Source organism: Pseudonocardia aurantiaca, assembly GCF_039526725.1.
GTDB classification, from domain to species: Bacteria; Actinomycetota; Actinomycetes; order Mycobacteriales; family Pseudonocardiaceae; genus Pseudonocardia; species Pseudonocardia aurantiaca.
The window spans coordinates 96,985-119,692 of the sequence record NZ_BAAAJG010000027.1 but is presented as its reverse complement, the minus strand read 5'-3'; the positions used below and the strand labels follow the sequence as shown (position 1 = coordinate 119,692).

The window sequence follows — 22,708 nt, the reverse complement described above, 5'->3', positions numbered from 1 at the left end:
CGTCCAGGTGGGTGCATCGCAAGGCGGACGGTCGGGCCGATACCGCTGTTGTATCGGCTCGACCGTCCAACGCCGCTAGGTGCCCGCCTGGGCGGCGCGCAGTAGGGCCGAGTTGTTCAGGGCGCTCCTAGACTAGGCGCTCACGCCGACGGGAGCCTCCCAGTCGATCTGGTACTCGTGCAGCCAGGCGATCACCTTCTTTCCCTGCTTGCGCAGCACGAGCGGCAGGAACGCGTCCCGCAGCACCCGCGCGACCGGTCCGGCGGCCTTCGAGTTGCTGGACCGGGCGCCCTGCGCGACGACCTTCTCCACCCGCGCCCGGCGCAGCCGCTCGTAGGCGGCGAAGGCGGCTTCGGGCTCGGGCAGGTCGCGCAGGCACCGGCCGAGTTCGACGGCGTCCTCGATCGCCATCGACGCACCCTGCCCCGACGCCGGCGACGTGGCGTGGGCTGCGTCGCCGATCACGATCATCCGGTCGCGGTGCCAGCGGCGGACCGACGGCATGTCGTAGGTGGCCCAGCCGCTCAGCTCGCCCGGCGTGGACTCGATGATCGCGCAGGCAGGCGTGTTGTCGACGGCGAACAGGTCGAGCAGCCACGAGCGCCACTGCGCGGTCGTCATCGCAGCCAACTCACCCGGGGCAGGCTCGTCGCGCCGCGGCGGGTTGGCGAACCACCACACCGCGCCGTCCGGGGCCACGAGGTACCCGAAGAACGCGCGCTTGCCGAACACCATCTCGTACTGGCCCGGCCGGGCGTCCGTGGCCTGCGGCGGTGCGTAGCCGCCGATGTTCAGCACCGGGACGTAGCGGGCCGGCGCCGCGGCCGGGTCGATCGCCTGCCGGACGCGGGAGCGCAGGCCGTCGGCGCCGACCAGCAGGTCCGCCGTGGCGGTGCTCCCGTCGGCGAACTCCGCGAGCACACCGCCGGGCACCGGGCGCGCGTCCACGAGCGGGCGGTTGTGCTCGACGCGGATACCCCGGCGCTTGGCCTCGTCGCAGAGCGCCCGGTAGAGATCGGAACGGCGAAGCGTGACGCCCACGGTGCCGTCGGCGAGCGCGGCGCCGGTGCTGACCTCGCCGAGCAACTTCCCGCTCCCGCTGCGGAACCTCATGGCCGGCGTGGAGACCCCGAGGCCCGCCACGGCGTCGCCCGCCCCGATGGCCCGCAGCGCCGACACCCCGTTGACCTGCAGCGTCAGGAACGCGCCGACGTCGTCCGCTGTGCCGGGGTGCGCTTCGTACACGGTCGCGTCGACGCCTGCCCGCTGCAAGGCCATCGCCGCCACGGGCCCGGCAACGCCCGCTCCGATCACCAATGCCGTCGTCATCGCCTATCCTCACTCGTAGAGCCAAGTATCTCGGGCTTCCAAGTCTCTTGGCAGCCCGAGTGATTGTCAAGGAGGACGCGTGGACGCCGACGAGCTGCGCGCGGAGATCGGCGCGTCAACGGTCCGGTTCATCGCGAGCGTCGTGCTGCACAACCAGGCGGTGGCCCAGAAGCTGGGGCTGGGAGGCAGCGACTCGCAGTTCCTCTCGCTGCTCAGGACGCACGGCCCGCTCACCCCCGGGCGGCTCGCCGAGCTGAGCGGCCTGACCACCGGCACCGTGACCGGCGTGATCGACCGCCTCGAACGCGGCGGCTACGTGCGCCGCGAGCGCGATGCGACGGACCGGCGGAAGGTGCTGGTGACGCAGGTGCCGGAGGCGATGGCCGCGATCGCGGAGCACTACCGGGAGCAAGGTGAACACCTGAACGCGGTGCTGCGCAGGCGCGACGCCGCTCAGCTGCGGGTGATCGCCGACTTCCTGGCGGAGGTGAACGGCGCAGAGGTGAAGGGCGCGGAGGTGCAGGACTGAGTGCCGGGCTCCGCCTCCGGCTCGGGCGAACGCGGGAGCGGCATGAGCAGCGGCAGCTGACCCTCCTCGGCCCGGGTGGGCTTGCGGAGGTGACCCTTCACCCAGCCGGCCGCGCGCGGGTGCCCGTGCACGAACGACACGTCCATCACCTCCCGGTCCACTGCACCACAGGGGTCCGACAGTCTGCGGTTAGCATCCCGGCCGTGGACTCCCCGGCCGCGTTCTTCGACTCCGCCGCCGACGCCTACGACACCGACCCGCACCACGGGCTGATCACCGACCTGCTGCTCGCTGGCCTGCCCGGTACGGCGAACGCCCCCGGCCTGGTGGTGGACGTGGCCACCGGCACCGGCGTGGCCGCCTTCGCCGCCCTGCGTGCGCTCGACCCGGCCCGGGTGGTCGCCGTGGACATCTCGCCGCGGATGGTCGAGCGGGCGATCGCCAAGGCCGGCGCCGCCGACCCGGACGGCCGCATCGAGTGGCAGGTCGCGCCTGCGGTGCCGCTCGCGCTCCCCGACGGCGCCGCGGACGTTGTGCTCTGCACGTCGGCGCTGCACTTCCTCGGCCCGGCCGCGCTGCACGACTGGCGGCGGGTGCTGCGGCCGGGTGGGGTGGTGGCGTTCAGCATCCCGATGGCCGCGGACTTCCGCCCCTCGCCGGCGTTCCGGGACCTCGTGCCCGCCGACCTGACGATCCCCGCGGACTCGGCGGACGCCGCGCGGCTGGCGCTCGACGCGGGCTTCGCGGACGTCCAGGTGGCAACCAGCCCGCCGGCAGAACCCGACCGGCCGCGGCGCGCGTTCCTCGTGCACGCGCAGGTCCCGTGATCGCGGTGGACGCCGCGGCGCGGGTCGCTGAGCTGCGCTGCTATCCCGTGAAGGGCTGCGCGGGCATATCCCTCCCGGCGGCCGAGCTCACGCCGGCCGGCCTCACCCACGACCGGTCCTTCCTCGTGGTGGGCCCGGAGGGGGTGTTCCGCACCCAGCGGCGCCACCCGGTGCTCGCGACGATCCACCCCGACATCGACGCGGCAGGTGAGGTGCTGACCCTCCGGGCGCCGAGCCGGGAACCGCTGGCGGTGGCCGTCGAGGTGACAGGCCCGCGCCGCCCGGTGGAGCTGTTCGGCGCGCCCTACACCGGCATCGACCAGGGCAGCGCTGTCGCCGAGTGGCTCTCGGACGTGCTCGGGCACGAGAGCAGGCTCGTGCGGGTGCCCCCCGACCACCACCGGGTCACCGACGGCGAGACGCCGGGCACGTCCGGGTACGCCGACAGCTCGGCCGTGCTTGTCACGAGCTGGGGATCGTGGGACCTGCTGAACGAACGGATCGCCCTACGGGGCGGCGAGCCGGTGGCGATGGCGCGGTTCCGGCCGAACATCGTGTTGAGCGGCTGGGCGGAGCCGCACGTCGAGGACCGGGTGCGCAGGGCGGAGGTCGGGGGGGCCGAGCTGGGCTACACGAAGCTCGCCGTGCGCTGCGCGGTGACGACGATCGACCAGGACACCGGCGAGCGCGCCGGCCCCGAACCGCTGCGCACGCTCGCCGAGTACCGCCGCGACCCGGCAGGCGTCACGTTCGGCGCCAAGTTCTCGGTGACCCGCCCCGGGAAGCTGGCTGTGGGCGATGAACTGCGGGTCACACGCTGGGCCGAACCCGGCCCGAGCGCCGGCTCCTCGAGCTAGGCCTGGAACGGCGCCAGGACCGCCGCCGCCTCCGCCAAGGTGCGCTCGAGCTGATCCCCCACCGCTGCGGCGGAGGGGTCGGCGCACCAGCGCTCGTAGGCGAGGACCGCACACGTGAAAACCACCCGTCCGAGCAGCCCGGCCCGTTCCGGAGGCAGCCCGTGCCGCTGCGCAAGCTCGGCCTCGATGACCGTGACGTACCGGTCGTGCTTGAGCAGTTGCCGGGCCCGCAGTGCCGGCGTGGCCGCGACGATCCGCTCCCTGGCCGGGAGCAGCCCGGCCTGCGCGCACAGCCGGTCCAGCACGGCACGTGCCGACCGCTCGGCGGCGGAAAGGGGCGAGTCGGAGGCGCCGGCCGGGGCCAGCGAGCTGCGGATCAGGGTGAGCACCTCGTCGTCGGCGTCCGGGCCGCCGAACAGCACGTCCTCCTTGTCGGCGAAGTAGCGGAAGAACGTGCGGGTGCCCACCTCGGCGCGCTCGGCGATCTGCGCCACCGAGGTGCTGTCGTAGCCGTGCTCCTCGAAGAGCTCGACGGCGGCCGCCACGATGGCCTCGCGCGTGCGCTGCGCCTTGCGCTCCCGCAGCGACGGCCGGGTCACACGGCCGCCCGTGCCGGGTCGGGTGCTGCCGCGACGAGGCGGTCGACGAACCGGGCGGGGAAGCGCGAGACGACCCGGGCGACACGCGCTTCGCGACCTACGAGGTAGCGGGCCCGCGGCCGGCGCCGCGTGAGCGCCCGGACGATCGTGGCCGCGGCGACCTCGGGCGCCACTCCACGCTCGCTTGCGCCTGTCGCCTCGGCCCGCACGCGGTCGACGAGGTGCCCGTACAGCTCGGTGACCTGCGAGGGCAGCACCGCGAGCAGGGCGTCGGCGTGGTTGCGGCCGGTGGCCCAGATGTCGGTGCGGACGGCGCCCGGCTCGACGACCACGACGTCGACGCCGAGGTGCCGCAGCTCGCGCCGGAGCGAGTCGCTCATCGCCTCGAGCCCGAACTTGGACACGTGGTACGCGCCGAGCATCGGCCCGGCGACGAGCCCGCCGATGGACGACACGTTGACGATGCGGCCGCGCGCGGCCCGCAGCAGCGGCAGGACCGCCTGGGTGACGCCGAGCTGGCCGACGAGGTTGACCTCCATCTGTGCCCGCAGCTCTTCGAGCGGCAGGAACTCCAGGGGCGCCGGCACCGCGTAGCCGGCGTTGTTGACCAGACCGGCGAGTCCGGCCGCGCCTACCTGCTCAGCGATCTCGCCCGCCGCCGCGCGGTAGGTCGCGGGCTCGTTGAGGTCGACGGTCAGCGGAACGACGGCGCCCGGGAACTCCTCCACGAGCGCGGCGATCGAGTCGGGCTTGCGTACGCCGGCGAAGACGCGGTGGCCGTGCTGCGCGAGCAGGCGGGCGGTGGCGAGGCCGATGCCCCGGCTCGCGCCGGTGACGAGGACGGCGGAGGAAGCAGAGTCGAGCGGCATGACGTCACTCTACGCCACATGACACGTTGTGCCAATTTGCATCACGTGCCACGTGCGCTCACGACCTCCGTACTCGGCCCCACGGCTTGTAGACGGCCAGGAGGGTCGCGACCACCAGAGCAATGGTGGAGACGATCGGCGGGAAGACCAGGTTGGTAACGTCCGCCGTCGGGGCCGCCCCGCTCAGCAGCTGCCGCCCGTACTCCGCAGCGGCGTCGAGCCCGGGCCGCAGCGCGAACCAGACCAACAGGGCCAGCACGATGTTGAGCGCGAGCTTGACTGCCACCCACCAGTACCGGACCAGCCCGTAGTGGGTGCCCAGCCCGAGCACGCCCCCGCTGAGCAGGCAGGCCAGCGCGGACGTCACGAGCGGCCAGGTGAGCAGCGACAGCACCTGGTAGCACAGCGCGGCGGTGGCCGGGTCGCTCGTGAAGAGAGCCGTGAAGACCAGCATCCCGAGCATGACGTCGAGGCCGATCCACGCGCCCGCGCTCAGGATGTGGACCACCAGCACGGCCTTGCGCAAGCGCGGCCGCATCCGGCTGCCCGCGCGGGCGGGCGGTACCGGATCGGCTCCGGCAACGGCCTCCTCGCTCACGGATGGTGTCTGCATCGGTCCTCCCCTCGTCTGGACGCTCCATCGTGGCGGCAGGAGCCGCGCGGCGCGTCCGGGCGCGGGCGGCCGTGGTGGTGCGCTCGCCGGAGTAGCCCAGCCCGGACGGATACGCCGGCGGAGGTAGCTGCCCTACGGTGGGCGCCATGCGCTCCGCGGGACGGCCGGGCTGGTGGGCGGGTCCGCTGCCCACGCTCGTCATGCCCCTCGCGGTCGCCGCGTTCACGCTCGTCGGCACGCTCGGCGCCTCCCGGGGCCAGCCGGAGGCCCGCCCGCTCGACGCGCTCGGCGTCGTGCTCGTGCTGGCCGGCTCCGCGGCGCTCGTCGGACGGCGGTGGTACCCGCCGGCCGCGCTGGGGGTCGCGGCGCTCACCGCGTGCGCCTACCTCGCGCTCGGCTACCCCTACGGGCCGGTGTTCCTGGCCGGGATCGTCGCCATGTGCAGCTCGGTGGTCTCCGGCCACCGGCTCGGCGCCTACGTCGTGACGGCAGCGGCGTTCGTGCTGCTGCTGGCGGTGCACCTGCTCCGCAACCCCGGCCAGCCGCTCCCCCTCTTCGGCGCGGGCGGGTGGCTGTCGTCGCTGGCGGTCGTGATCGCGGCGTGCGAGTGGTGGCGGGCCCGTCAGGAGCGGATCGCGCAGCTGCGGCTGACGGAGGAGGAGGCGGCGCGCCGCCGCGGGAGCGAGGAGCGGCTGCGGATCGCCCGCGACCTGCACGACGCGCTCGGCCACCACGTCTCGCTCATCAACGTGCAGGCCGGGGTGGCACTGCACCTCATGGACGACGACCCGGAGCAGGCCCGCTCGGCGCTGGCGGCGATCAAGCAGTCGAGCGGGCAACTGCTCCGCGAGATGCGCGCAACCCTCGGGGTGCTGCGCGGAGTGGACGAGGCGCCGCCCCGCGGCCCGGTGTCCGGGCTCGCCCGGCTCGACGACCTGCTCGACGAGAACCGTTCGGCGGGGCTGCCGGTGGACCTGCAGGTCGTCGGGGTGCCGCGCGAGCTTCCCCCGAGCGTCGACCACGCGGCCTACCGGATCGTGCAGGAGGCGCTCACCAACACCCGCCGCCACGCCGGCTCCGCGCAGGCCTCCGTCCGCGTGCACTACGACGACGACGGCGTCACCGTGCAGGTGGAGGACGACGGAAGCGGCCCGTCCGCCGGTAACGGTGCCGCGGACATGCAGGGGGGCGGCAATGGCCTGCCCGGCATGCGAGAGCGAGCGCTCGCCCTCGGCGGCTCGCTCTCCGCCGGTCCGCGCGCGGGCGGCGGGTTCCACGTGCACGCCCGGCTGCCCGCGGCGCTCGAGCAGCCGCTCGTACCGCCCGCGGGGTAGCCGGCCGGCCCGGTGACCACCGGATGCATCGCCGGCACCCTGCTGGTCGCCGCGGCGCTCCCGCCGATGCGCCGCAGCGCCCGAACGCCGGGACCAGCGGCACCTTCGTCCGGACCTGTCAAATCGAGACGAAGCACACCTTGGTGACGGTGGCCAGGCGCAGCCCCCGCCGGTGAATTCGGCCCGCGCCTCGGCCCCGCTCAGGGGACAGCCCTACTTCGACCCGAGGGATCGCCTCGCCTGAGACACGGGTCCACCCGATTGTGCCGAGCCCGGGGGGACCAGAGCCTTGATGCCGTCCGCAAGGCCGTCCGCCTCAAGCCCAGGAGTTCCATGAGCACCACATCCACCGTCCGCACCGACCGGCAGACCGGCAACGTCCGGCTCCTCGGAGAGATCGAGCGGTGGCGTCACTCAGAGCCTGAGGCTCTCCGGCTGGCCCACCTCGTCACGGACGAGGTGCGCCGGACCGGCCGGCATCACCTCGCAGACGGCCTGCTAGACGCCCTCGACGCCCTCCACCGTCGGCACTGCGGCCGCGACGCGTTCCTCGACACGTTCCTCGACGCTGTGCTCGCCCGCCGCCGTGACCGCTTCCGCAACCAGACCTACCTCGCGCTCCCGCTCGTCGAGCTGGTCCGGGCCGATCTCGGCGTCGATGCCGAGCGGATGTCCGCGCTGCTCATGGCAGACGTCGTGCGGCACGAGCGCCAGGCGACGGGGCTCGACACCCGCACGCGCGACACCCGGGTCCGTCACGCCACGCGCTTCGTCGCGGACGTCCACCCAGTGCTGGACGTCAATTGGCTGCCGGGCGACCGCGCCGATGCCGTCGTCGAGCAATGGTTCGGGCTGACGGCGCTGCCGGTGTCGCTCGAGCACGACGAGTACTTCTTCATCCGTGCGCTGCAGGCCCACGAGATGGTCTTCACGACGCTGACCGACGAGCTGCGGGCGGCGACGCAGGCGCTGCGCCTGGGCGACCTCACGATCGCGACAGCGCGGATGCGGCGGGCCGTCGACGTGTTCGACCGGGCCGCGATGCTGTTCAGGCTGGTCGCGACGATGCGCCCGGCGGCGTTCCACGCGTTCCGGCAGTACACCGAGGGGGCGAGCGCGATCCAGTCCGAGGCGTACAAGCGCTTCGAGCTGGCGTGCGGGACACCGAGCGCGCAGCGGCTGCTCTCCGAGGCGTTCGAGAACGTGCCGGCGGTGCGGGCCGAGGCGCCGAGCTTGGACAACTTCTCGCGCGCCTGGCAGGACCTGGGCGCGCGCGGACCGGCGGCCGCCGAGCTCGCCCGTACCGTCGAACAGCTGGAGGCCGACCATCAGCGGTGGAAGACGACCCATTGCTCGCTGGCGGCCGCGATGCTCGGTTCCGCGCACGGCTCGGGCTACACCGAGGGCGTGCCCTACCTGCGGCGATGCGTGGAGAACCGGCTGTTCGACCTGGGGAGTAGGACAAAGACCAGCACGCCTTCACCCAAACCCGCCCAGCATGGCATCCGCTCGGCGCTGTGGTTGCCGCTCTTCGACGATCTCGCCGACCCGCTCGTCGTCGCCCGCCTGGCCGCCGAGGCCGAGGAAGCCGGATGGCACGGGGTGTTCGTGTGGGACCACCTGCGCTGGGGCGAGCCCGTCGAGGAGGTGGCGGACCCGTGGATCACGCTGGCGGCGATCGCCACCGCCACCGAGCGCGTGCGTATCGGGCCAATGGTCACTCCGCTCCCCCGCCGCAGGCCTGTAAAGCTGGCCAAGGAGACCGTGACACTCGACCAGCTCAGCAATGGCCGCCTGACCCTCGGCGTCGGCCTCGGCAGCGACCGCTTCGGCCTTGAACTGTCGACGACCGGGGAGGAACTGGACGACCGAGTGCGGGGCCGGATGCTCGACGAGTCCCTCACCGTGCTGGCGGCCGCATGGTCCGGCGAACCCGTGCACCACGGGGGCGAGCACTACACGGTCGACGGCCTCAGGCTCCTCCCCAGGCCCGTGCAGCGACCGGGAATCCCCGTGTGGACCGCGGCACTGCCGGGCAACGCCGGACCGTTGCGGCGCGCCGCCCGTCACGACGGCTTCTTCCCTGTGGGCGTCAGCGATCCCGACCAATTCGCGGAGATGGTGGACAGCGTCACAGGACTGCGCGCGGCTGAAGGGCAGGACCCTGCGGCGCCGTACGATGTCGCGGTTGCCCTGCCGCCCGGCACCGATCCCGCGCCTTACATCAGCGCGGGCGCGACCTGGTGGATGGTCGAGTTCCCGTGGGGAGCGGTGTCCGAGGACTCCGTGCGCGGCGTCCTGCGCGAGGGCCCGGCAACCTGACGACCTGCCCGTGACCGGACGCAGTACCTGATGCCGCTGTCCGGACGAAGGTGCCGTTCGTGTCTCACAGGGGTCCCTCACCAGCTCCACTAACCTCCACGCCCATGGCGACGGGCACGATCGAGCTGAACCGCGAGCGCATGGTGGCCGTCGCTGCCGAGGTCTTCGCCCGCCACGGCTACCACGGCACGGGCATCGCCGAGCTCGCGAAGGCCGTTGGCCTCGGCCGGGGCGCGCTCTACCACTACATCGAGAGCAAGGAAGCCCTGCTCTACGCGATCAGCCGCACGCAGGTCGACCGGATGAACGCGCACGCAGAGACGACGCTGCGCGCTGGTTACGCGCCGGAGGAGCTGCTGCACGAGATGGCGCGCGGGCTGGTTCGCAACATCGCCGAACACCGCGCCGAGTGGGCGGTGTTCTTCAGTGACTACTCCGCGCTGACGGGCGAGCGACGCGACCACGTGATCGCCGCCCGCGAGCGCTACGAGGGCTACTGGCGGCAGGCGCTTGATCGGGGCGTGGCGGCCGGGGTGCTGCGTGCGACGCCCGAGCTACTCGTGAAGGGCATCCTCGGGATGCTCAACTACACCTACCTGTGGTTCGAGCCGGACGGTGCCCTCTCCCCCGAGGAGCTGGCCGACTCCTACCTCGACGTGATGCTGCGGGGCATCCGGGCGTGAGGCAAGGCCCGCTAGCCGGCAGGCGTGCGCGCCAAGATCCATAGGTTCAGCTCGTCGCGCAGCGGGCGCAGCTCGGCCGCCGCCGACCGCAGCTCTGCGAGTCGCTGGTCGGAGCGTGCCGTCTGGCTGGCGGGCAACCCGAGCCGCAGCGTCACCTGCAGCAACTGGTAATGCCGCTCGACCAGAGCCGACAGCATGCGCTCCAGCGACCCGGGGCCCGCGTGCGGCGCGAACGACAGCGAGCGCGACCACAGCGCGTAGTACTCCTCCGCCAGCCCCTCGGCCTTGCGGGTGAGCGCCTCGTCGGAGGACCCGCACGGACACAGCACCGCTTCCGACTGCGCCTGCAGGGCGATCACGTGGTCGGCTATGGCGAGCAGGCCCAAGAGATCCACGAGAACACGTTCGGGCCTGCCGGCAGCCGGCTGATGACCTGCCATCGCGTGTCCACCTCATCGTGACGAAACCCGGGGAGCGTAAAGCGGCGAGGCCTCCGTGCGGACGGATCGTTCGACGGATGACATCCATGCGAGACGAGCGGTAACTTTACGTGAACGTGTCAAACCCCACACGCGGAACCCGACCGTCGGGCGCGCGGTTCGACGCGCTCGGAGTCATGTGAGCAGGGCGACCACGGCGAACAGCACCGGCACACTGACGATGGTCGTGACGAGGGCCGCGTCCCGGGCGAGGTTCACCCCCTTCTCGAACCGCACCGCGTAGGTGAAGACGTTCTGGGCGGTGGGCAGGGCCGCGCAGACGACCACAGCCAGCAGCGCGTGCCCGGACAGGCCCAGCGCCATGCCGAGGAGCAGCGCCAGCACCGGGTGCACGACGTTCTTGAGCAGCAGCACCGCGCCGAGCAGCGGGCCATGCGGCCCCGAGCCCGGCCGGGCGGCCCCGCAGAGCGAGATCCCGAACGCGAGCAGCATCCCCGGCACGGCGAGGTCGGCGATGAGCTCGATCGGGGCCAGCAACGGGGCCGGTGGCCGCAGTCCCGTGGCGGACACGACGAGCCCCGCGCCCGTGGCCAGCGCGATCGGGTTGCGCAGCGGCGCAGTGACGGTGCGCAGCACCGACGGGCGGTTTCCGTCGGTGCGCTCGGAGAGCAGGTCGAGCAGGCTCGTGAAGAACGGGGTGAGCACGGCCAGCTGGAAGAGCAGCACGGGCGCCATCTCCGCCGCGTTGCCCAGCGCGTAGGTGGCGATCGGCAGCCCGAGGTTCCCGGCGTTGACGTACCCGCTGGCCATCGCGCCAACGACGGTCTCGCCCACCGGCCTGCGGCGCAGCAGCCCGACCGGGACGTACAGCGCGCACGCGACCGTGCTGGTCATGGCCGTGACGACGAGGCTTTCGGAGAACACGGCGCTCACGTCCGCGCGGGATACCGTGACGAACAACAGCGCGGGCGAGGCGACGAAGAACGCGGTGCGCGACAGGACGGTGGTGGCGGCCGGGCCGAGGACGCCGGCTCGCCCGACGAGGTAACCGACGGCGACGACGACTCCGATGACGACGAACCCGTCGAGGACGCCGGTCACACCTCACTCACATCTGATGAGTCTAGAACTGTGACCGGCGCCGCATCCGACCGGCAGAATGCAGCCACCCCACGACGCTCGCCGCTGGGGCGGGCACCATGGGGTGGCTGATGGATCGTCCGGAGCGATCAGTCCCCGGCGGTGGTGCGGTCACGCTCAGGCGTGACCGCGGGCTCGTGGGCCGCTTCGTCGTGCCCGGGCCGGTCGTCGCCGACGACGGGCGCGGCCGAAGGCGCGTGCGCGGCTGACGGGTCGCGCCGAACCTTGATCAGGCTCAGGATCGTGGTGATGGCGAGGACCCCGACGATCACGCTGAGCGAGAGCCCGATGCCGACGGTCGGCACCGGCACCGGCTCGCCGCCGTTGATGAACGGCAGGTTGTTCTCGTGCAGCGCCTCGAGCACCAGCTTGACACCGATGAACGCGAGGATGATCGACAGGCCGTAGGACAGGTAGACGAGCTTGCTGAGCAGCCCACCGAGCAGGAAGTACAGCTGGCGCAGACCCATGAGTGCGAACGCGTTGGCCGTGAAGACCAGGAAGGGCTCCTGGGTGAGGCCGAAGATCGCGGGGATCGAGTCGAGCGCGAACAGCAGGTCGGTGAAGCCGATCGCCAGCATCACCATGAGCATGGGCGTGACCATGCGCTTGCCGTTGATGCGGGTGAGGAGCTTCGTGCCCTCGAACTGCTCGGTGACGGGGAGGTACTTGCGCAGCAGGCGCACCGGGGCGGGCTCGCCCTCGTCCTCGTGGTCGGTGCCCTGGCGGGCCAGGTTGACCGCCGTGACGACGAGGATCACCGCGAACAGGTAGAAAACCCAGCTGAACGCCGCGATGGCAGCGGCGCCGATGGCGATGAAGATGCCTCGCATGATCAGCGCGATCACGATGCCGACGAGCAGCACGCGGTGCTGGTGGACCGCGGGCACGCTGAACGCCCCCATGATCACGACGAAGACGAACAGGTTGTCGACCGACAGCGAGTACTCGGTGATGTAGCCGGCGAAGAACTGACCGGCGTACGCGCCGCCGGCGAAGAGCCAGAGGCCGATCCCGAACAGCACCGCGAGCGCCACGTAGAAGAGCACCCAGCGGGTGGCCTCGCGGATGGTGACGGCGTGCGGCTTGTGGTCGACCAGGAACAGGTCGGCCAGGATGATGGCGACCAGCCCGCCGATCGTGGCGAACCAGAGCCAGGTAGGCACGTTCAAAGCAGGGACCTCCAGGGGTCTCGGGCAACAGTCGGTGGCCCGAGGTCTCTCCCATCGGCCGACGGCGTGACGCCAAAGGCAGACCGGTGGCGCCGGGACCCCCCGGACGGGCGGGCTCCGTGCTGACGACGCCACCGCGATCGGGATACTCCCCTGCGGTGCTTTGTCCATTTCACCATCCGCCAGACCGGTCCACCAGCCACCACGAGGTGAAGAAATCCTCGCCTGAGGTGACGTGGCACACAACGGTCGCGTACCCCAAGCGGGCCGCTGAGCTACCCAGAACGGACGATCGATCATGTCTTCCCAGGTCGGACGACCGACGCCGGCACCACCGGGCACCGTCACGAGCGGCTCCGCAATGGCCTCGTCAATCGGGGTGGGATTGGACCTTTCACACAGCCAATCGCGCTCGTAGCGTGACGCGCGTCGGTCCGGCCGGGACCGGGATGTTGGGGGGTGGCCGCGGGTGAGCAGGCGCGGTTGGGTCCTTTTCGCACTGATGAGCGTCATCTGGGGCGTCCCGTACCTAATGATCAAGGTGGCCGTGGAGGGCGTGTCCGTCCCGGTGCTGGTGTTCGCGCGCACGGCGGTCGGCGCCGCGGTGCTGCTGCCGCTCGCGCTGTACCAGGCCCGCCGGGGCGGCGGGCAGTTCGCCGGGCTGCGCAGGCACTGGCGGCCGCTCGCGGCGTTCGCGGCGATCGAGATCATGGTGCCGTGGTGGCTCCTGTCGGACGCCGAGCGCCACCTCACCAGCTCCATGACCGGGCTGCTCATCGCAGCGTCACCCATCGTCGCGGCGGTGGTCGGCCGGCTCACGGGCGACGCCGAGCGCCTCGGCCCCGCCCGCATCGCGGGGCTCGCGGCCGGGCTCGCCGGGGTCGCGGTGCTGGCCGCGCCCGAACTGCGCAGCGGCGAGCCGTGGGCGATCGTCGAGGTGCTGCTGGTGGCGGTCTGCTACGCCACCGCTCCGATCATCGCCGCACGGAAGCTCAACGACGTTCCGGCCCTGCCGATGACCGCCGTGTGCCTCACCGGCGCCGCCCTCGTCTACGCCCCGCCCGCGGTGCTCACCTGGCCGGCCGCGCTGCCCGCCACCGAGGTGCTCGTCGCGCTCGCCGGCCTCGCGCTCGTCTGCACCGCGCTGGCCTTCCTCGTGTTCTTCGCGCTCATCCGCGAGGTGGGGCCGTCGCGGGCGCTCGTCTTCACCTACGTCAACCCGGCCGTGGCCGTCGCAGCCGGGGTGACCGTGCTCGGTGAGCCGCTCACCGCGGCGATCCTGGTGTCGTTCGTGCTCATCCTCGGCGGCTCGGTCCTCGCGACCTCCCGACCCCGGGACCGGCGGGCCCGCGCGGGGGCGGCCCCGACGGTGGTCACCGGCACAACGCCGTAACACCAACGGAAACGTGCCGGGGCCAGGCTCCCTCAGGGGCAAGACCCCGACTCGCGTGCACCCAGACCCCGACTCGCGCGCACCCACACCCCGCTGAGTGCGGCCGTGTTCATGTGGTGCCGAAGGGGTTGTCGACGAGGTAGCGCCAGGTGCCGTCCGGGTCGCGCCGCACCACGTCGGCCGCGGTGCCGCTCATGTCGACGGACGTGCCGTCCGGCGCGGTGCCCCGAAGCGACCAGTCCACGACGAGGAGCGCAGGGGTGAACCCGGCCAGCAGTTCCGCCTGCTCCCGCCGCTCCGCCGCGACCGCCGCCCGTACGTCCACAGTCATGCTCCGCCGCCAGCACCGACGCGCCACCCCCTGCGGGCAGCGGGCCCGACGGGTCGACTCGCGACGCGCCCGGAAGTCATCGGTCCCCAGGTCGCGGATCGCGCGGGGCACTGGACTAGTGCGGCTAGCAGCCGGGCGACCGGGCGGTAGCGCGGTAGTACTCGGCCGCCACCTGGTCGATCGCCGCCGCGGCGTTCGACCTGAGTGAGGCCGCGCTGAAGTACACGTCGCCGAGCACCTCGGGATGCGCCCGGTTCAGCGCGAGGTGCTCGGCCAGCTGGCCGTCACCCCACGCCGACGAGCTGCCGACCTTGTACGCGGCCTGCCCGACGTACAGGTCGACGCGCTTGCCGGCCACCGCGCGCGCCCACCAGGGCATGAGCGTCGCGTAGTCGGCCCGTGGGTTGCCGATCTCCCAGTAGATCTGCGGGACGACGTAGTTGATCCAGCGGTTGTCGATCCAGGTCAGGGTGTCGGCGTAGATCGCGCTGTAGGACGAGAGCCCGCTGGTGGCGGATCCACGCGGGTCCTCGCTCGCGTTGCGCCAGATGCCGAACGGGCTGATGCCGAACTCGACGCCGGGCTTGGCGGCGCGGATCCGCTCGGACATGCCCCGGACGAGCTGGTTCACGTTGTCCCGCCGCCAGTCCGCGACGTCCGTGAAGCCGCCGCCGTGCGCGGTGAACGTCGCGGCGTCCGGGATCGGCGCGGAGCCGTCGGGATAGGGGTAGAAGTAGTCGTCGAAGTGCACGGCGTCGACGTCGTAGCGCCGCACGGCGTCCATCATGGCGTTCATCACGAACTCGCGGACCTCGGGTTTCCCGGGGTCGTAGTAGAGCCGGCCGCCGTAGGTGAGCACCCAGTCCGGGTGCAGGCGCGCGGGGTGGTTCGCCGTGAGCCGCCCCACATCCGCCTGCTTGCTGATGCGGAACGGGTTGAACCAGGCGTGGAAGGCGAGCCCTCGGTTGTGCGTCTCCTGCACGAGGAAGGCGAGCGGGTCGTAGCCGGGGTCCTGGCCCTGCGTGCCGGTGAGCCACTGCGACCAGGGCTCGAACGGCGACGGCCAGAACGCGTCGGCCGTCGGGCGTACCTGCACCATCACGGTGTTGAGGCGCCGCCGCTGCGCGTCGTCGAGGATCGTGCGGTACTCCTGCTGCTGGTCGGCGACGCTCAGACCAGGCCTGCTCGGCCAGTCGACGTTGTCCACGCCGGCGATCCACACCGCCCGCATCTGCGCCGGCCCTGCCGGCTGCGCACAGGACGGCACCGCGCCCGTCGGCGCCGGGAGCGCGGCCGCCCCGAGCAGGAGCGCGCCCACCCCGGCCAGTAGCACCAGCCGGTACCTGCGAAGCACTCGCATCAGCACATCGCACCTCGCTCCGTCGCCGCCGCTACCGAATCCTGCGCGCGACGTGCGCCCGAACGCTCCCCCAACCCGCCAGTAACACCCGTCCGGACCCGCCACCCCGTTCCGGCCACCGGTCGTGCGAGATGCAGCGCCAGGACGGGCAGCTCACCCGCGCGGGCGCGCGGGGTCCCCTGGCGACCGGCCCTCGATCTCGGCGAGGAACGCGTCCACGAGGGCGGCGGGTTCCGGATCGACCGCGAGGGAACCGCCGAGGATCCGCTCGGCCAGGTCCGTCGACAGCTCACCCAGGTCGCCGCGTAGTTCGCGCAGGGCCTGCTCCCGCGCCTCCGCGAGCTGCGCCTCCCCCTCCTGCCGGATGCGCGCCACCTCCGCCTCGGCGCGCTCCCGCAGCTCGACCCTGATCCGCTGCGCCTCGGCGCGGGCTTCGTCGCGGATGCGAGCGGCATCGGCGCGCAGGACGGCCACCTGCTCGTCGTACTCCCGCCGGAGCCCGGCCGCCTGCTTCCGCATCTCCTCGGCCCGCTGCAGGCCGCCGTCGATCCGGTCGGTGCGTTCGGCGTAGATCCGCTCGAACACCGGGAACACGGTGCGGCGCAGCACGAGGAACAGCACCAGGAAGGCGACGGTCCCGACGACGACCTCCAGAGGGTCGTAGCCGAGTGGGCTGCTCGCCTCGGCCGCGAGAAGTCGGACGGTCATGGGCTCCTCCTGAGGCGCGACAGCGTTCGTCATCACGGTATGGCCACGCGCGACGGCAAGCGCGAACGCTCGGGGGGTCGTCAGCGACTCTGCACTCCGGAGTGGCCCCGGCACTCCCCTGAGCGAACTCGGTCGCCCCGCTCCGGCGACCCTCGGTAGCGTTGAATCGCACGCTTACTTCAGGGGGAAATCGATGACCAGGCCCACTACCGACAGCACGCACCCCGCCGAGGGGGCCGTGCCCACCACCGAGCCGCCTCCACCGGAGGGCGCATCGCTGGTGATCTGGCTGCTGGTGGGCTCCGCGTTCGTCATGATCCTCAACGAGACGATCATGAGCGTAGCGCTTCCAGCGCTCATCGCCGACCTCGGAATCACCGTCGGCACCGCGCAGTGGCTGACCAGCGGGTTCCTGCTGACGATGGCCGTGGTCATCCCGATCACCGGGTTCCTGCTGCAGCGCTTCCCGCCGCGCCGGATCTACGTGGCGTCGATGACGCTCTTCACCGCGGGCACGCTGATCTCCGCGCTGGCACCGGGTTTCCCGATCCTGATGACCGGCCGCGTGGTGCAGGCGGCGGGCACAGCCGTGATGGTGCCGCTCCTGATGACCACGGTGATGCGGCTGGTTCCGGTCTCCCGCCGGGGCGCCACGATGGGCACGATCACGATCGTCATCGCGGTCGCTCCGGCTATCGGCCCGACCCTCTCGGGCGTGATCCTCACCGCACTGGGCTGGCGGTGGATGTTCTGGATCGTGCTGCCGATCGCCGTCATCGCGCTCACCTCCGGGCTGCTGCGGCTGCGGGTCGACGCCGAGACCCGCGCCGTCCCGCTCGACGTCGTGTCGGTGCTGCTGTCCGCGCTAGGGTTCGGCGGGCTCGTGTTCGGTCTCAGCAGCGTCGGTGAGGCCACCCGGGGTGAGTCGCTGCTCCCGCCGTGGCTGCCCACCGCCGTCGGCGTCGTGGCGCTGGCCGTGTTCGTGGCCCGCCAGCTGCGGCTGCAGCGCACCGGCGGCGCACTACTCGACCTGCGGCCGCTGGCCCACCGGCCGTTCGCGATCGCGATGGTGCTCGTCGTACTCAGCATGATGTCGCTGTTCGGCGTGCTGATCCTGCTGCCGCTCTACCTGCAGGAGGTGCTGCACGTCGACCCGTTCGTCACCGGGCTCGCCGTGCTGCCGGGCGGGCTCGCGATGGGTCTGCTCGGGCCGGTGGTCGGCCGCCTGTACGACCGCATAGGTGCGCGCAAGCTGGTGATCCCCGGCGCGGCCGTGCTCACCGTCGCCCTGTGGGCGTTCACGATGCTCGGCGCGACGTCGCCGCTGTGGGAGATCATCGCGATGCACGTCGTGCTGGTCGTCGGCATCTCGCTGATGTTCACCCCGCTGATGACCGATGCGCTGGGGCAGCTCCCGCGTGAGGTCGACTCGCACGGCAGCGCGATCGTCGCCACCCTGCAGCAGGTGGCGGGTGCGGCGGGCACCGCGCTGTTCATCACGGTGATGACCCTCGCGTCCTCCGACGCGACGGCGGGCACCGACGTCGACGGCGCCCGCGCCGCGTTCATGACGGCGGCGATCATCGCCACCATCGCGCTCCCGCTCACCCTGCTGGTCGGGCGCCGTCCCAAGGTCGAGGCGGTGGAGGTCGCGGCGGCCTGACGCCTCGGTCGGCACGTCCTGCGACCGGTGCGCCGGCTCCCCGGTCGCAAACTCGACGCGCCGGTCAGCCATGTCCGAGACCGGGCGACCCGCTCGGCTCCGGACTCGTCAGCGCGACGACGGCACCGAGCCGAGCCTGGATCGTCTCGGTGGCGGGAACGGTCCGTGCGACGAGCGCCCACCGGCCGCCCAGGGTCAGCAGACGGCGCCAGCGCCGTGATCAGCCGCCCCGCGGTTCCAGCAACTGCGGCATGGTTCTGGTCCACCCGACAGTTCAGTCACCTCACCTGAAGACCGAGGCCGGCGCGGACGGCGGGACGTACACTCCAACGGCCTAACGACACGCCGTTCGTCGCGCGCGTGATCACGTACGGCGGGAACGCCTCTCAGGTTCACAACCTCCACCCGCCCCGCGTCCCTAGGTTTCGATCCGTGAACGCATCCCCCGTCGAGCAGCGGCCGGCACCCGGCCCGACCGCGCGGGCCACCGCCGGCCGCGTTGCCGCGTTCATCGCTGTGCTCGCGCTCACCGCTGCGGCGGGCTGGCAGGTCGGGAGCTGGCTCGAACCGCCGCTGCCCGTCCCCGCGATCACCCACGACCACCCGGGAGCCACTCGATGACGGCCGTCGCCCCGGAGGTCGGGTCGAGCGGCACCGAGCTGATCGTCGACGGCATGACCTGCGGGGCGTGCGCGAACCGCGTGGAACGCGCCCTCCGCAAGGTCGACGGTGTGCAGGCGAGCGTCAACTACGCCACCGGACGAGCCGCGGTCACGCACCCGGCAGGCATGCGCCGGGACGAGCTCGTCGCCGTCATCGAACGTGCCGGCTACACCGCCCGGCCGCCCGAGCCGGACACGGCCGAGGAGGACGCCGACCACAACCGCGAACAGGCCGCGCTCCTGCAGCGGCTCGCGGTGTGCGCTGCGCTGAGCGTGCCGGTGATCGTGCTGTCAATGGCGCCCGCGCTGCAGTTCCCGCTCTGGCAGTGGACGGCGCTGGGGCTCACAGCACCCGTCGCGGTGTGGGGCGCGCTGCCGTTCCACCGGGCGGCCCTGGCCAACCTCCGGCACGGGGCCGCGACGATGGACACGCTCGTGTCGGTCGGGACACTCGCCGCATTCGTGTGGTCGGTGTACGCGATGGTGCTCGGCACGGCGGGCGGTCCGGGTTACACGCACGCCTTCGAGCTGACGGTCGCGCCGACCGACGGCGCCGGGCAGGTCTACCTCGAGGTCGCCGCAGGCGTCACGACGTTCGTACTGGCCGGGCGGTTCCTCGAGGCACGGGCGCGGCGCCGCTCCGGGGCGGCCCTGCGCGGGCTGCTCGCGCTCGCCGCCGCCGACGCCCGGGTGCTGCGCGACGGGCGTGAGCACCGGGTGCCTACCGACCGGCTCGCCGTCGGCGACGTGTTCGTGGTGCGGCCGGGCGAGAGGATCGCCACCGACGGCGTGATCGTGGAGGGTTCGGCGGCGGTCGATACGGCCGCGCTCACCGGCGAGCCGGTTCCCGTCGACGTCAAGCCCGGCACGGACCTCGTGGGTGGGTGCATCGCGCTGGACGGGCGGCTGGTCGTGCGCGCCACCCGGGTCGGCGCCGACACGCAGCTCGCCCGCACGGCCGCTCTCGTCGAGCAGGCACAGAACGGGAAGGCCGCTGTCCAGCGCCTCGCCGATCGCGTGTGCGGCGAGTTCGTGCCCGTGGTCCTGATGCTCGCCGCGGCGACCTGGGGCTTCTGGTCCGGCGCTGGCGCCGGGGCGGGCACCGCGTTCGCCGCCGCGACCGCGGTGCTGATCGTCGCCTGCCCGTGCGCGCTCGGCCTCGCGACGCCGACCGCCCTGCTCGTCGGCACCGGCCGGGCCGCGCAGCTCGGGGTGCTGGTCACCGGCCCCGCCGTACTCGAGTCGACGCGGCGGGTCGACACCGTGGTGCTCGACAAGACCGGCACGGTCACCACCGGCGAGATGTCAGTGGTCGACGTCGTGCCGGCCGCGGGAGAGTCCCTCGACGCGCTGCTCGCGGTGGCCGGAGCGCTTGCCGACACCTCGACCCACCCGGTGGCCCAGGCTGTGGCCCGGCACGCCGGACGCAGCGCCGTCGCCGTGCACGACGTCGCCATGCACGATGTCGTCGCCCTCGACGGGCTGGGTGTGCAGGGCCGGACAACCGACGGAGAGGTGCTGCTCGGCAGCTCCCGCCTGCTGCAGGAGCGCGGCATCGAGCTGCCCGAGGAACTGGCCGCGGCGCTCGCCGAGGCCGCCGCGGCGGGCCGGAGCGGCGTGGCGCTGGCCTGGGGCGGACGCGCCCGCGCGGTGGCCGTCGTCGCCGACACCGTGCGGCCCACGAGCGCCGCCGCCGTGGCCGAGCTGCGCGGGCTCGGTCTCGAACCCGTGCTCGTCACCGGCGACGGGCCGGGTGCCGCGCGCGCCGTGGCCGACGCGGTCGGGATCACCACGGTCGTGGCGGACGCGCTCCCGACCGAGAAGGTCGAGGTGGTCGCACGGCTGCAGGCCGAGGGCAAGGTCGTCGCGATGGTCGGCGACGGCGTGAACGACGCCGCCGCGCTCGCGCAGGCCGACCTCGGCATGGCGATGGGCACCGGCACGCAGATCGCGATCTCCGCCGCCGACATCACGCTCGTCCGCGCCGACCTGACCGCGGCCGTGGACGCCGTGCGGCTGTCCCGCCGCACGCTCGCGGTGATCAAGGGCAACCTCGTCTGGGCGTTCGGCTACAACGTGGTCGCCCTGCCCGTGGCGGCCGCGGGCATGCTGCACCCGATGCTCGCCGGGGCGACGATGGCCGCCAGCTCGGTGTTCGTGGTGAGCAACAGCCTCCGGCTCGCCCGCTGGCGGCGCCGCCCCTGACGTCAGCTCCCTGGCAGGAGCCGCACTTCTCTGCGGTCGGCCGCCGGGTATTCAGCACGCGCGAGGGCACCACGTTCGCGCCCGGCCGGCGTGGGGCCTAGGGCCTAGTCAGCGGATCTTGCGGAAGAAGTCGCGGACGTCGGCCACCAGCAGGTCCGGCGCCTCCATCGCGGCGAAATGGCCGCCGCGATCGAACTCCGACCAGTGCACGACCTTGTGGCGCCGCTCCGCGATCGCGCGCACCGTGTGGTCGCCGGGGAACAGCGCGATGCCCGTGGGCACGCCGGAGACCGGCAGCTCCGCGCCCCACTCCTGCGACTCCTTGTAGAGCCGAGCGGAGGACGCGAGCGTCTGCGTCAACCAGTAGATGGTGACGTTGGTGAGCAGCGCGTCGCGGTCCACGGCGTCCTCCGGCAGCTCGACGGCCGGGTTGCTCCACTGGTGGAACAGGTCGGCGATCCAGGCGAGCAACCCGACGGGCGAGTCGTGCAGCCCGAACGCGAGCGTCTGCGGGCGGGTCGACTGGATCGACGCATACCCGAGGCGCTCGGTCATCCCCTCCCCCGTCATCGCCGCGTACCGCTCGCGGTCGGCGTCACCGAAGTCGTCTCCCTCCTTCTCGTACTCCCCGCCGTACTCCCAGGAGGGGAGCGTGATCGGCCCGTTCATGTGCACGCCGACCACCCGCTCCGGCACAAGCCTGCCCAGCCCCGGGGAGACGAACGAGCCGACGTCGCCGCCCTGCGCGCCGTACCGGTCGTAGCCGAGGAGCTCCATCAGCCCGGCCACGACGTGGGTGTACTTCTCGGTGCTGCTGTCCCCCGCGCGCCGGGTCGGCCCCGAAAAGCCGAACCCGGGCATCGACGGGATGACGAGGTGGAAGGCGTCGGCGGGATCGCCACCGTGGGCGCGGGGGTCGGTCAGCGGCCCGATCACCTCCAGGAACTCGACGAACGACACCGGCCAGCCGTGGGTCATCACGAGCGGCAGCGCGCCCGGCTCCGGCGAGCGGACGTGCAGGAAATGCACCTGCTGCCCGTCGACGTCGGCGAGGAACTGGGGGTGCTCGTTGAGCGCGGCCTCCTGGGTCCGCCAGTCGAATCCCGTGCGCCAGTACTCAGCGAGCCCCTTCAGGTACGAGACCGGCATCCCGTAGCTCCAGCCGACGTCCGGCAGCTCGTCGGGCCAGCGGGCGGCGGCGATGCGGGAGTTCAGCTCGTCGAGCTCGGCCTGCGGTATGTCGATACGGAAGGGGCGGGGGGCGCTGTCGGTCATGGCTACAACGGTATGGACCGCTGCGGCCAGTTCCTGTCCGCTTCCGCTGCGGTCCTCCGCCGCCTGGCGAGCCGCCGATAGCCGACGGGTCAGATCGCGGAGTCCGGCAGCCGCGGGGGGTGTGGCGGTGGGTAGCCGTAGGTCGGCTGGAACGCTGCCGGGATGGCGCCCACGTCGCAGCTCAGCGACTCGGGGTCGTTCTCGCAGACCCACCCGCCCATCTCGGGCACGTAGTCCCACTGCTTGCCGCGCGCGTCCCACACCGGTGGGTGCTCCTGGGCCTGCGCCGCCGGGGTGCCGGCGGCGATCGGGCGGTTGGGCACCGCCGCTGGGTCGACGTTCGGGCTGGTCATCGATCGACTCCGTCCTCAGTCATTCGCCGGCCACTCGCTGGGCC

General features: G+C 72.6%; 22 protein-coding genes. 10 read left to right on the top strand and 12 right to left on the bottom strand.

Features of this window, described 5'->3' with window-relative positions:
- Positions 1-132: 132 nt before the first annotated feature.
- A complete protein-coding gene (locus tag ABD143_RS33530) occupies positions 133-1,329 on the bottom strand; it encodes an FAD-dependent oxidoreductase (protein ID WP_343986201.1) in 1,197 nt (398 codons plus the stop codon).
- A gap of 79 nt (positions 1,330-1,408) precedes the next feature.
- On the opposite strand from ABD143_RS33530, the gene ABD143_RS33525 reads away from it, so the two are divergent.
- The 3 genes from ABD143_RS33525 (at position 1,409) to ABD143_RS33515 (ending at position 3,542) form a co-directional block, all read left to right on the top strand.
- A complete protein-coding gene (locus tag ABD143_RS33525; protein WP_343986198.1) occupies positions 1,409-1,858 on the top strand; it encodes a MarR family winged helix-turn-helix transcriptional regulator in 450 nt (149 codons plus the stop codon).
- A 203-nt stretch (positions 1,859-2,061) separates the two neighbouring features.
- Complete coding sequence (locus tag ABD143_RS33520; RefSeq protein ID WP_343986195.1) at positions 2,062-2,685, top strand: class I SAM-dependent methyltransferase; 624 nt, start codon at positions 2,062-2,064, stop codon at positions 2,683-2,685.
- The gene (locus ABD143_RS33515) at positions 2,682-3,542 is read left to right on the top strand and encodes an MOSC domain-containing protein (protein ID WP_343986191.1); all 861 of its coding nucleotides are present in this window, start codon (positions 2,682-2,684) and stop codon (positions 3,540-3,542) included. The genes ABD143_RS33520 and ABD143_RS33515 overlap by 4 nt, the downstream gene beginning before the upstream one ends.
- Here the strand turns inward: ABD143_RS33515 and ABD143_RS33510 are convergent.
- Genes ABD143_RS33510 through ABD143_RS33500 form a run of 3 tightly spaced genes read right to left on the bottom strand, consistent with a single transcriptional unit; the run spans position 3,539 to position 5,623 of the window.
- On the bottom strand, positions 3,539-4,141 hold the full coding sequence (locus ABD143_RS33510; RefSeq protein WP_343986188.1) for a TetR family transcriptional regulator: 603 nt from the start codon (positions 4,139-4,141) through the stop codon (positions 3,539-3,541). The two genes, ABD143_RS33515 and ABD143_RS33510, sit on opposite strands and share 4 nt — an antisense overlap.
- The gene (locus tag ABD143_RS33505) at positions 4,138-5,010 is read right to left on the bottom strand and encodes an SDR family oxidoreductase (RefSeq protein WP_343986186.1); all 873 of its coding nucleotides are present in this window, start codon (positions 5,008-5,010) and stop codon (positions 4,138-4,140) included. The genes ABD143_RS33510 and ABD143_RS33505 overlap by 4 nt, the downstream gene beginning before the upstream one ends.
- A gap of 58 nt (positions 5,011-5,068) precedes the next feature.
- Positions 5,069-5,623 carry a hypothetical protein gene (locus ABD143_RS33500; RefSeq protein WP_343986184.1) on the bottom strand — a complete coding sequence of 185 codons (555 nt, stop codon included), beginning with the start codon at positions 5,621-5,623 and terminating at the stop codon, positions 5,069-5,071.
- 146 nt (positions 5,624-5,769) lie between these two features.
- Here ABD143_RS33500 and ABD143_RS33495 point away from each other — a divergent pair, with 146 nt between their 5' ends.
- The 3 genes from ABD143_RS33495 to ABD143_RS33485 all read left to right on the top strand — a co-directional run bounded on the left by ABD143_RS33495 (position 5,770) and on the right by ABD143_RS33485 (position 9,962).
- The gene (locus ABD143_RS33495) at positions 5,770-6,957 is read left to right on the top strand and encodes a sensor histidine kinase (protein WP_343986180.1); all 1,188 of its coding nucleotides are present in this window, start codon (positions 5,770-5,772) and stop codon (positions 6,955-6,957) included.
- 333 nt (positions 6,958-7,290) lie between these two features.
- Positions 7,291-9,279: an LLM class flavin-dependent oxidoreductase gene (locus tag ABD143_RS33490; RefSeq protein ID WP_343986177.1), complete on the top strand. Its 1,989-nt coding sequence runs from the start codon at positions 7,291-7,293 to the stop codon at positions 9,277-9,279.
- Positions 9,280-9,383: 104 nt separating this feature from the next.
- Positions 9,384-9,962, top strand: a complete 579-nt coding sequence (locus tag ABD143_RS33485; RefSeq protein ID WP_343986174.1) for a TetR-type transcription factor C-terminal domain-containing protein — start codon at positions 9,384-9,386, stop codon at positions 9,960-9,962.
- An 11-nt stretch (positions 9,963-9,973) separates the two neighbouring features.
- On the opposite strand, the gene ABD143_RS33480 is transcribed toward ABD143_RS33485, so the two are convergent.
- From ABD143_RS33480 to ABD143_RS33470, 3 genes are all read right to left on the bottom strand, one after another.
- Positions 9,974-10,357, bottom strand: a complete 384-nt coding sequence (locus ABD143_RS33480) for a hypothetical protein (RefSeq protein ID WP_343986171.1) — start codon at positions 10,355-10,357, stop codon at positions 9,974-9,976.
- A 219-nt stretch (positions 10,358-10,576) separates the two neighbouring features.
- Positions 10,577-11,503, bottom strand: a complete 927-nt coding sequence (locus ABD143_RS33475) for an AEC family transporter (protein WP_343986168.1) — start codon at positions 11,501-11,503, stop codon at positions 10,577-10,579.
- A 128-nt stretch (positions 11,504-11,631) separates the two neighbouring features.
- Positions 11,632-12,714, bottom strand: coding sequence for a TerC family protein (locus tag ABD143_RS33470; RefSeq protein WP_343986165.1), 1,083 nt, complete (start codon positions 12,712-12,714; stop codon positions 11,632-11,634).
- Between the two features lie 469 nt (positions 12,715-13,183).
- Between ABD143_RS33470 and ABD143_RS33465 the strand changes: the two genes are divergently transcribed.
- Complete coding sequence (locus ABD143_RS33465; RefSeq protein ID WP_343986162.1) at positions 13,184-14,107, top strand: DMT family transporter; 924 nt, start codon at positions 13,184-13,186, stop codon at positions 14,105-14,107.
- A 109-nt stretch (positions 14,108-14,216) separates the two neighbouring features.
- Here the strand turns inward: ABD143_RS33465 and ABD143_RS33460 are convergent, their stop codons facing one another.
- The 3 genes from ABD143_RS33460 to atpF form a co-directional block, all read right to left on the bottom strand.
- A complete protein-coding gene (locus ABD143_RS33460) occupies positions 14,217-14,438 on the bottom strand; it encodes a Cif family virulence factor (RefSeq protein ID WP_343986160.1) in 222 nt (73 codons plus the stop codon).
- A gap of 124 nt (positions 14,439-14,562) precedes the next feature.
- On the bottom strand, positions 14,563-15,798 hold the full coding sequence (locus ABD143_RS33455; RefSeq protein ID WP_343986158.1) for a glycoside hydrolase family 10-like protein: 1,236 nt from the start codon (positions 15,796-15,798) through the stop codon (positions 14,563-14,565).
- Positions 15,799-15,951: 153 nt separating this feature from the next.
- Positions 15,952-16,506 carry a F0F1 ATP synthase subunit B gene (gene atpF, locus ABD143_RS33450; RefSeq protein WP_343986156.1) on the bottom strand — a complete coding sequence of 185 codons (555 nt, stop codon included), beginning with the start codon at positions 16,504-16,506 and terminating at the stop codon, positions 15,952-15,954.
- A 193-nt stretch (positions 16,507-16,699) separates the two neighbouring features.
- Between atpF and ABD143_RS33445 the strand changes: the two genes are divergently transcribed.
- From ABD143_RS33445 to ABD143_RS33435, 3 genes are all read left to right on the top strand, one after another.
- Entirely contained in the window at positions 16,700-18,169 is a 1,470-nt protein-coding gene (locus ABD143_RS33445) for a DHA2 family efflux MFS transporter permease subunit (protein WP_343986154.1), read from the top strand.
- A 432-nt stretch (positions 18,170-18,601) separates the two neighbouring features.
- The gene (locus ABD143_RS33440; RefSeq protein ID WP_343986151.1) at positions 18,602-18,790 is read left to right on the top strand and encodes a hypothetical protein; all 189 of its coding nucleotides are present in this window, start codon (positions 18,602-18,604) and stop codon (positions 18,788-18,790) included.
- Positions 18,787-21,036: a heavy metal translocating P-type ATPase gene (locus ABD143_RS33435; RefSeq protein ID WP_343986148.1), complete on the top strand. Its 2,250-nt coding sequence runs from the start codon at positions 18,787-18,789 to the stop codon at positions 21,034-21,036. Before ABD143_RS33440 ends, ABD143_RS33435 begins: the two co-directional genes overlap by 4 nt.
- 108 nt (positions 21,037-21,144) lie before the next feature.
- Here ABD143_RS33435 and ABD143_RS33430 read toward each other — a convergent pair whose 3' ends face one another.
- Together ABD143_RS33430 and ABD143_RS33425 are read right to left on the bottom strand one after the other, a co-directional pair.
- Positions 21,145-22,311 (bottom strand): epoxide hydrolase family protein, encoded by a 1,167-nt coding sequence (locus tag ABD143_RS33430; RefSeq protein ID WP_343986145.1) that lies wholly within the window; start codon positions 22,309-22,311, stop codon positions 21,145-21,147.
- A gap of 89 nt (positions 22,312-22,400) precedes the next feature.
- Positions 22,401-22,664 (bottom strand): hypothetical protein, encoded by a 264-nt coding sequence (locus ABD143_RS33425; protein WP_343986142.1) that lies wholly within the window; start codon positions 22,662-22,664, stop codon positions 22,401-22,403.
- Positions 22,665-22,708 lie beyond the last annotated feature (44 nt).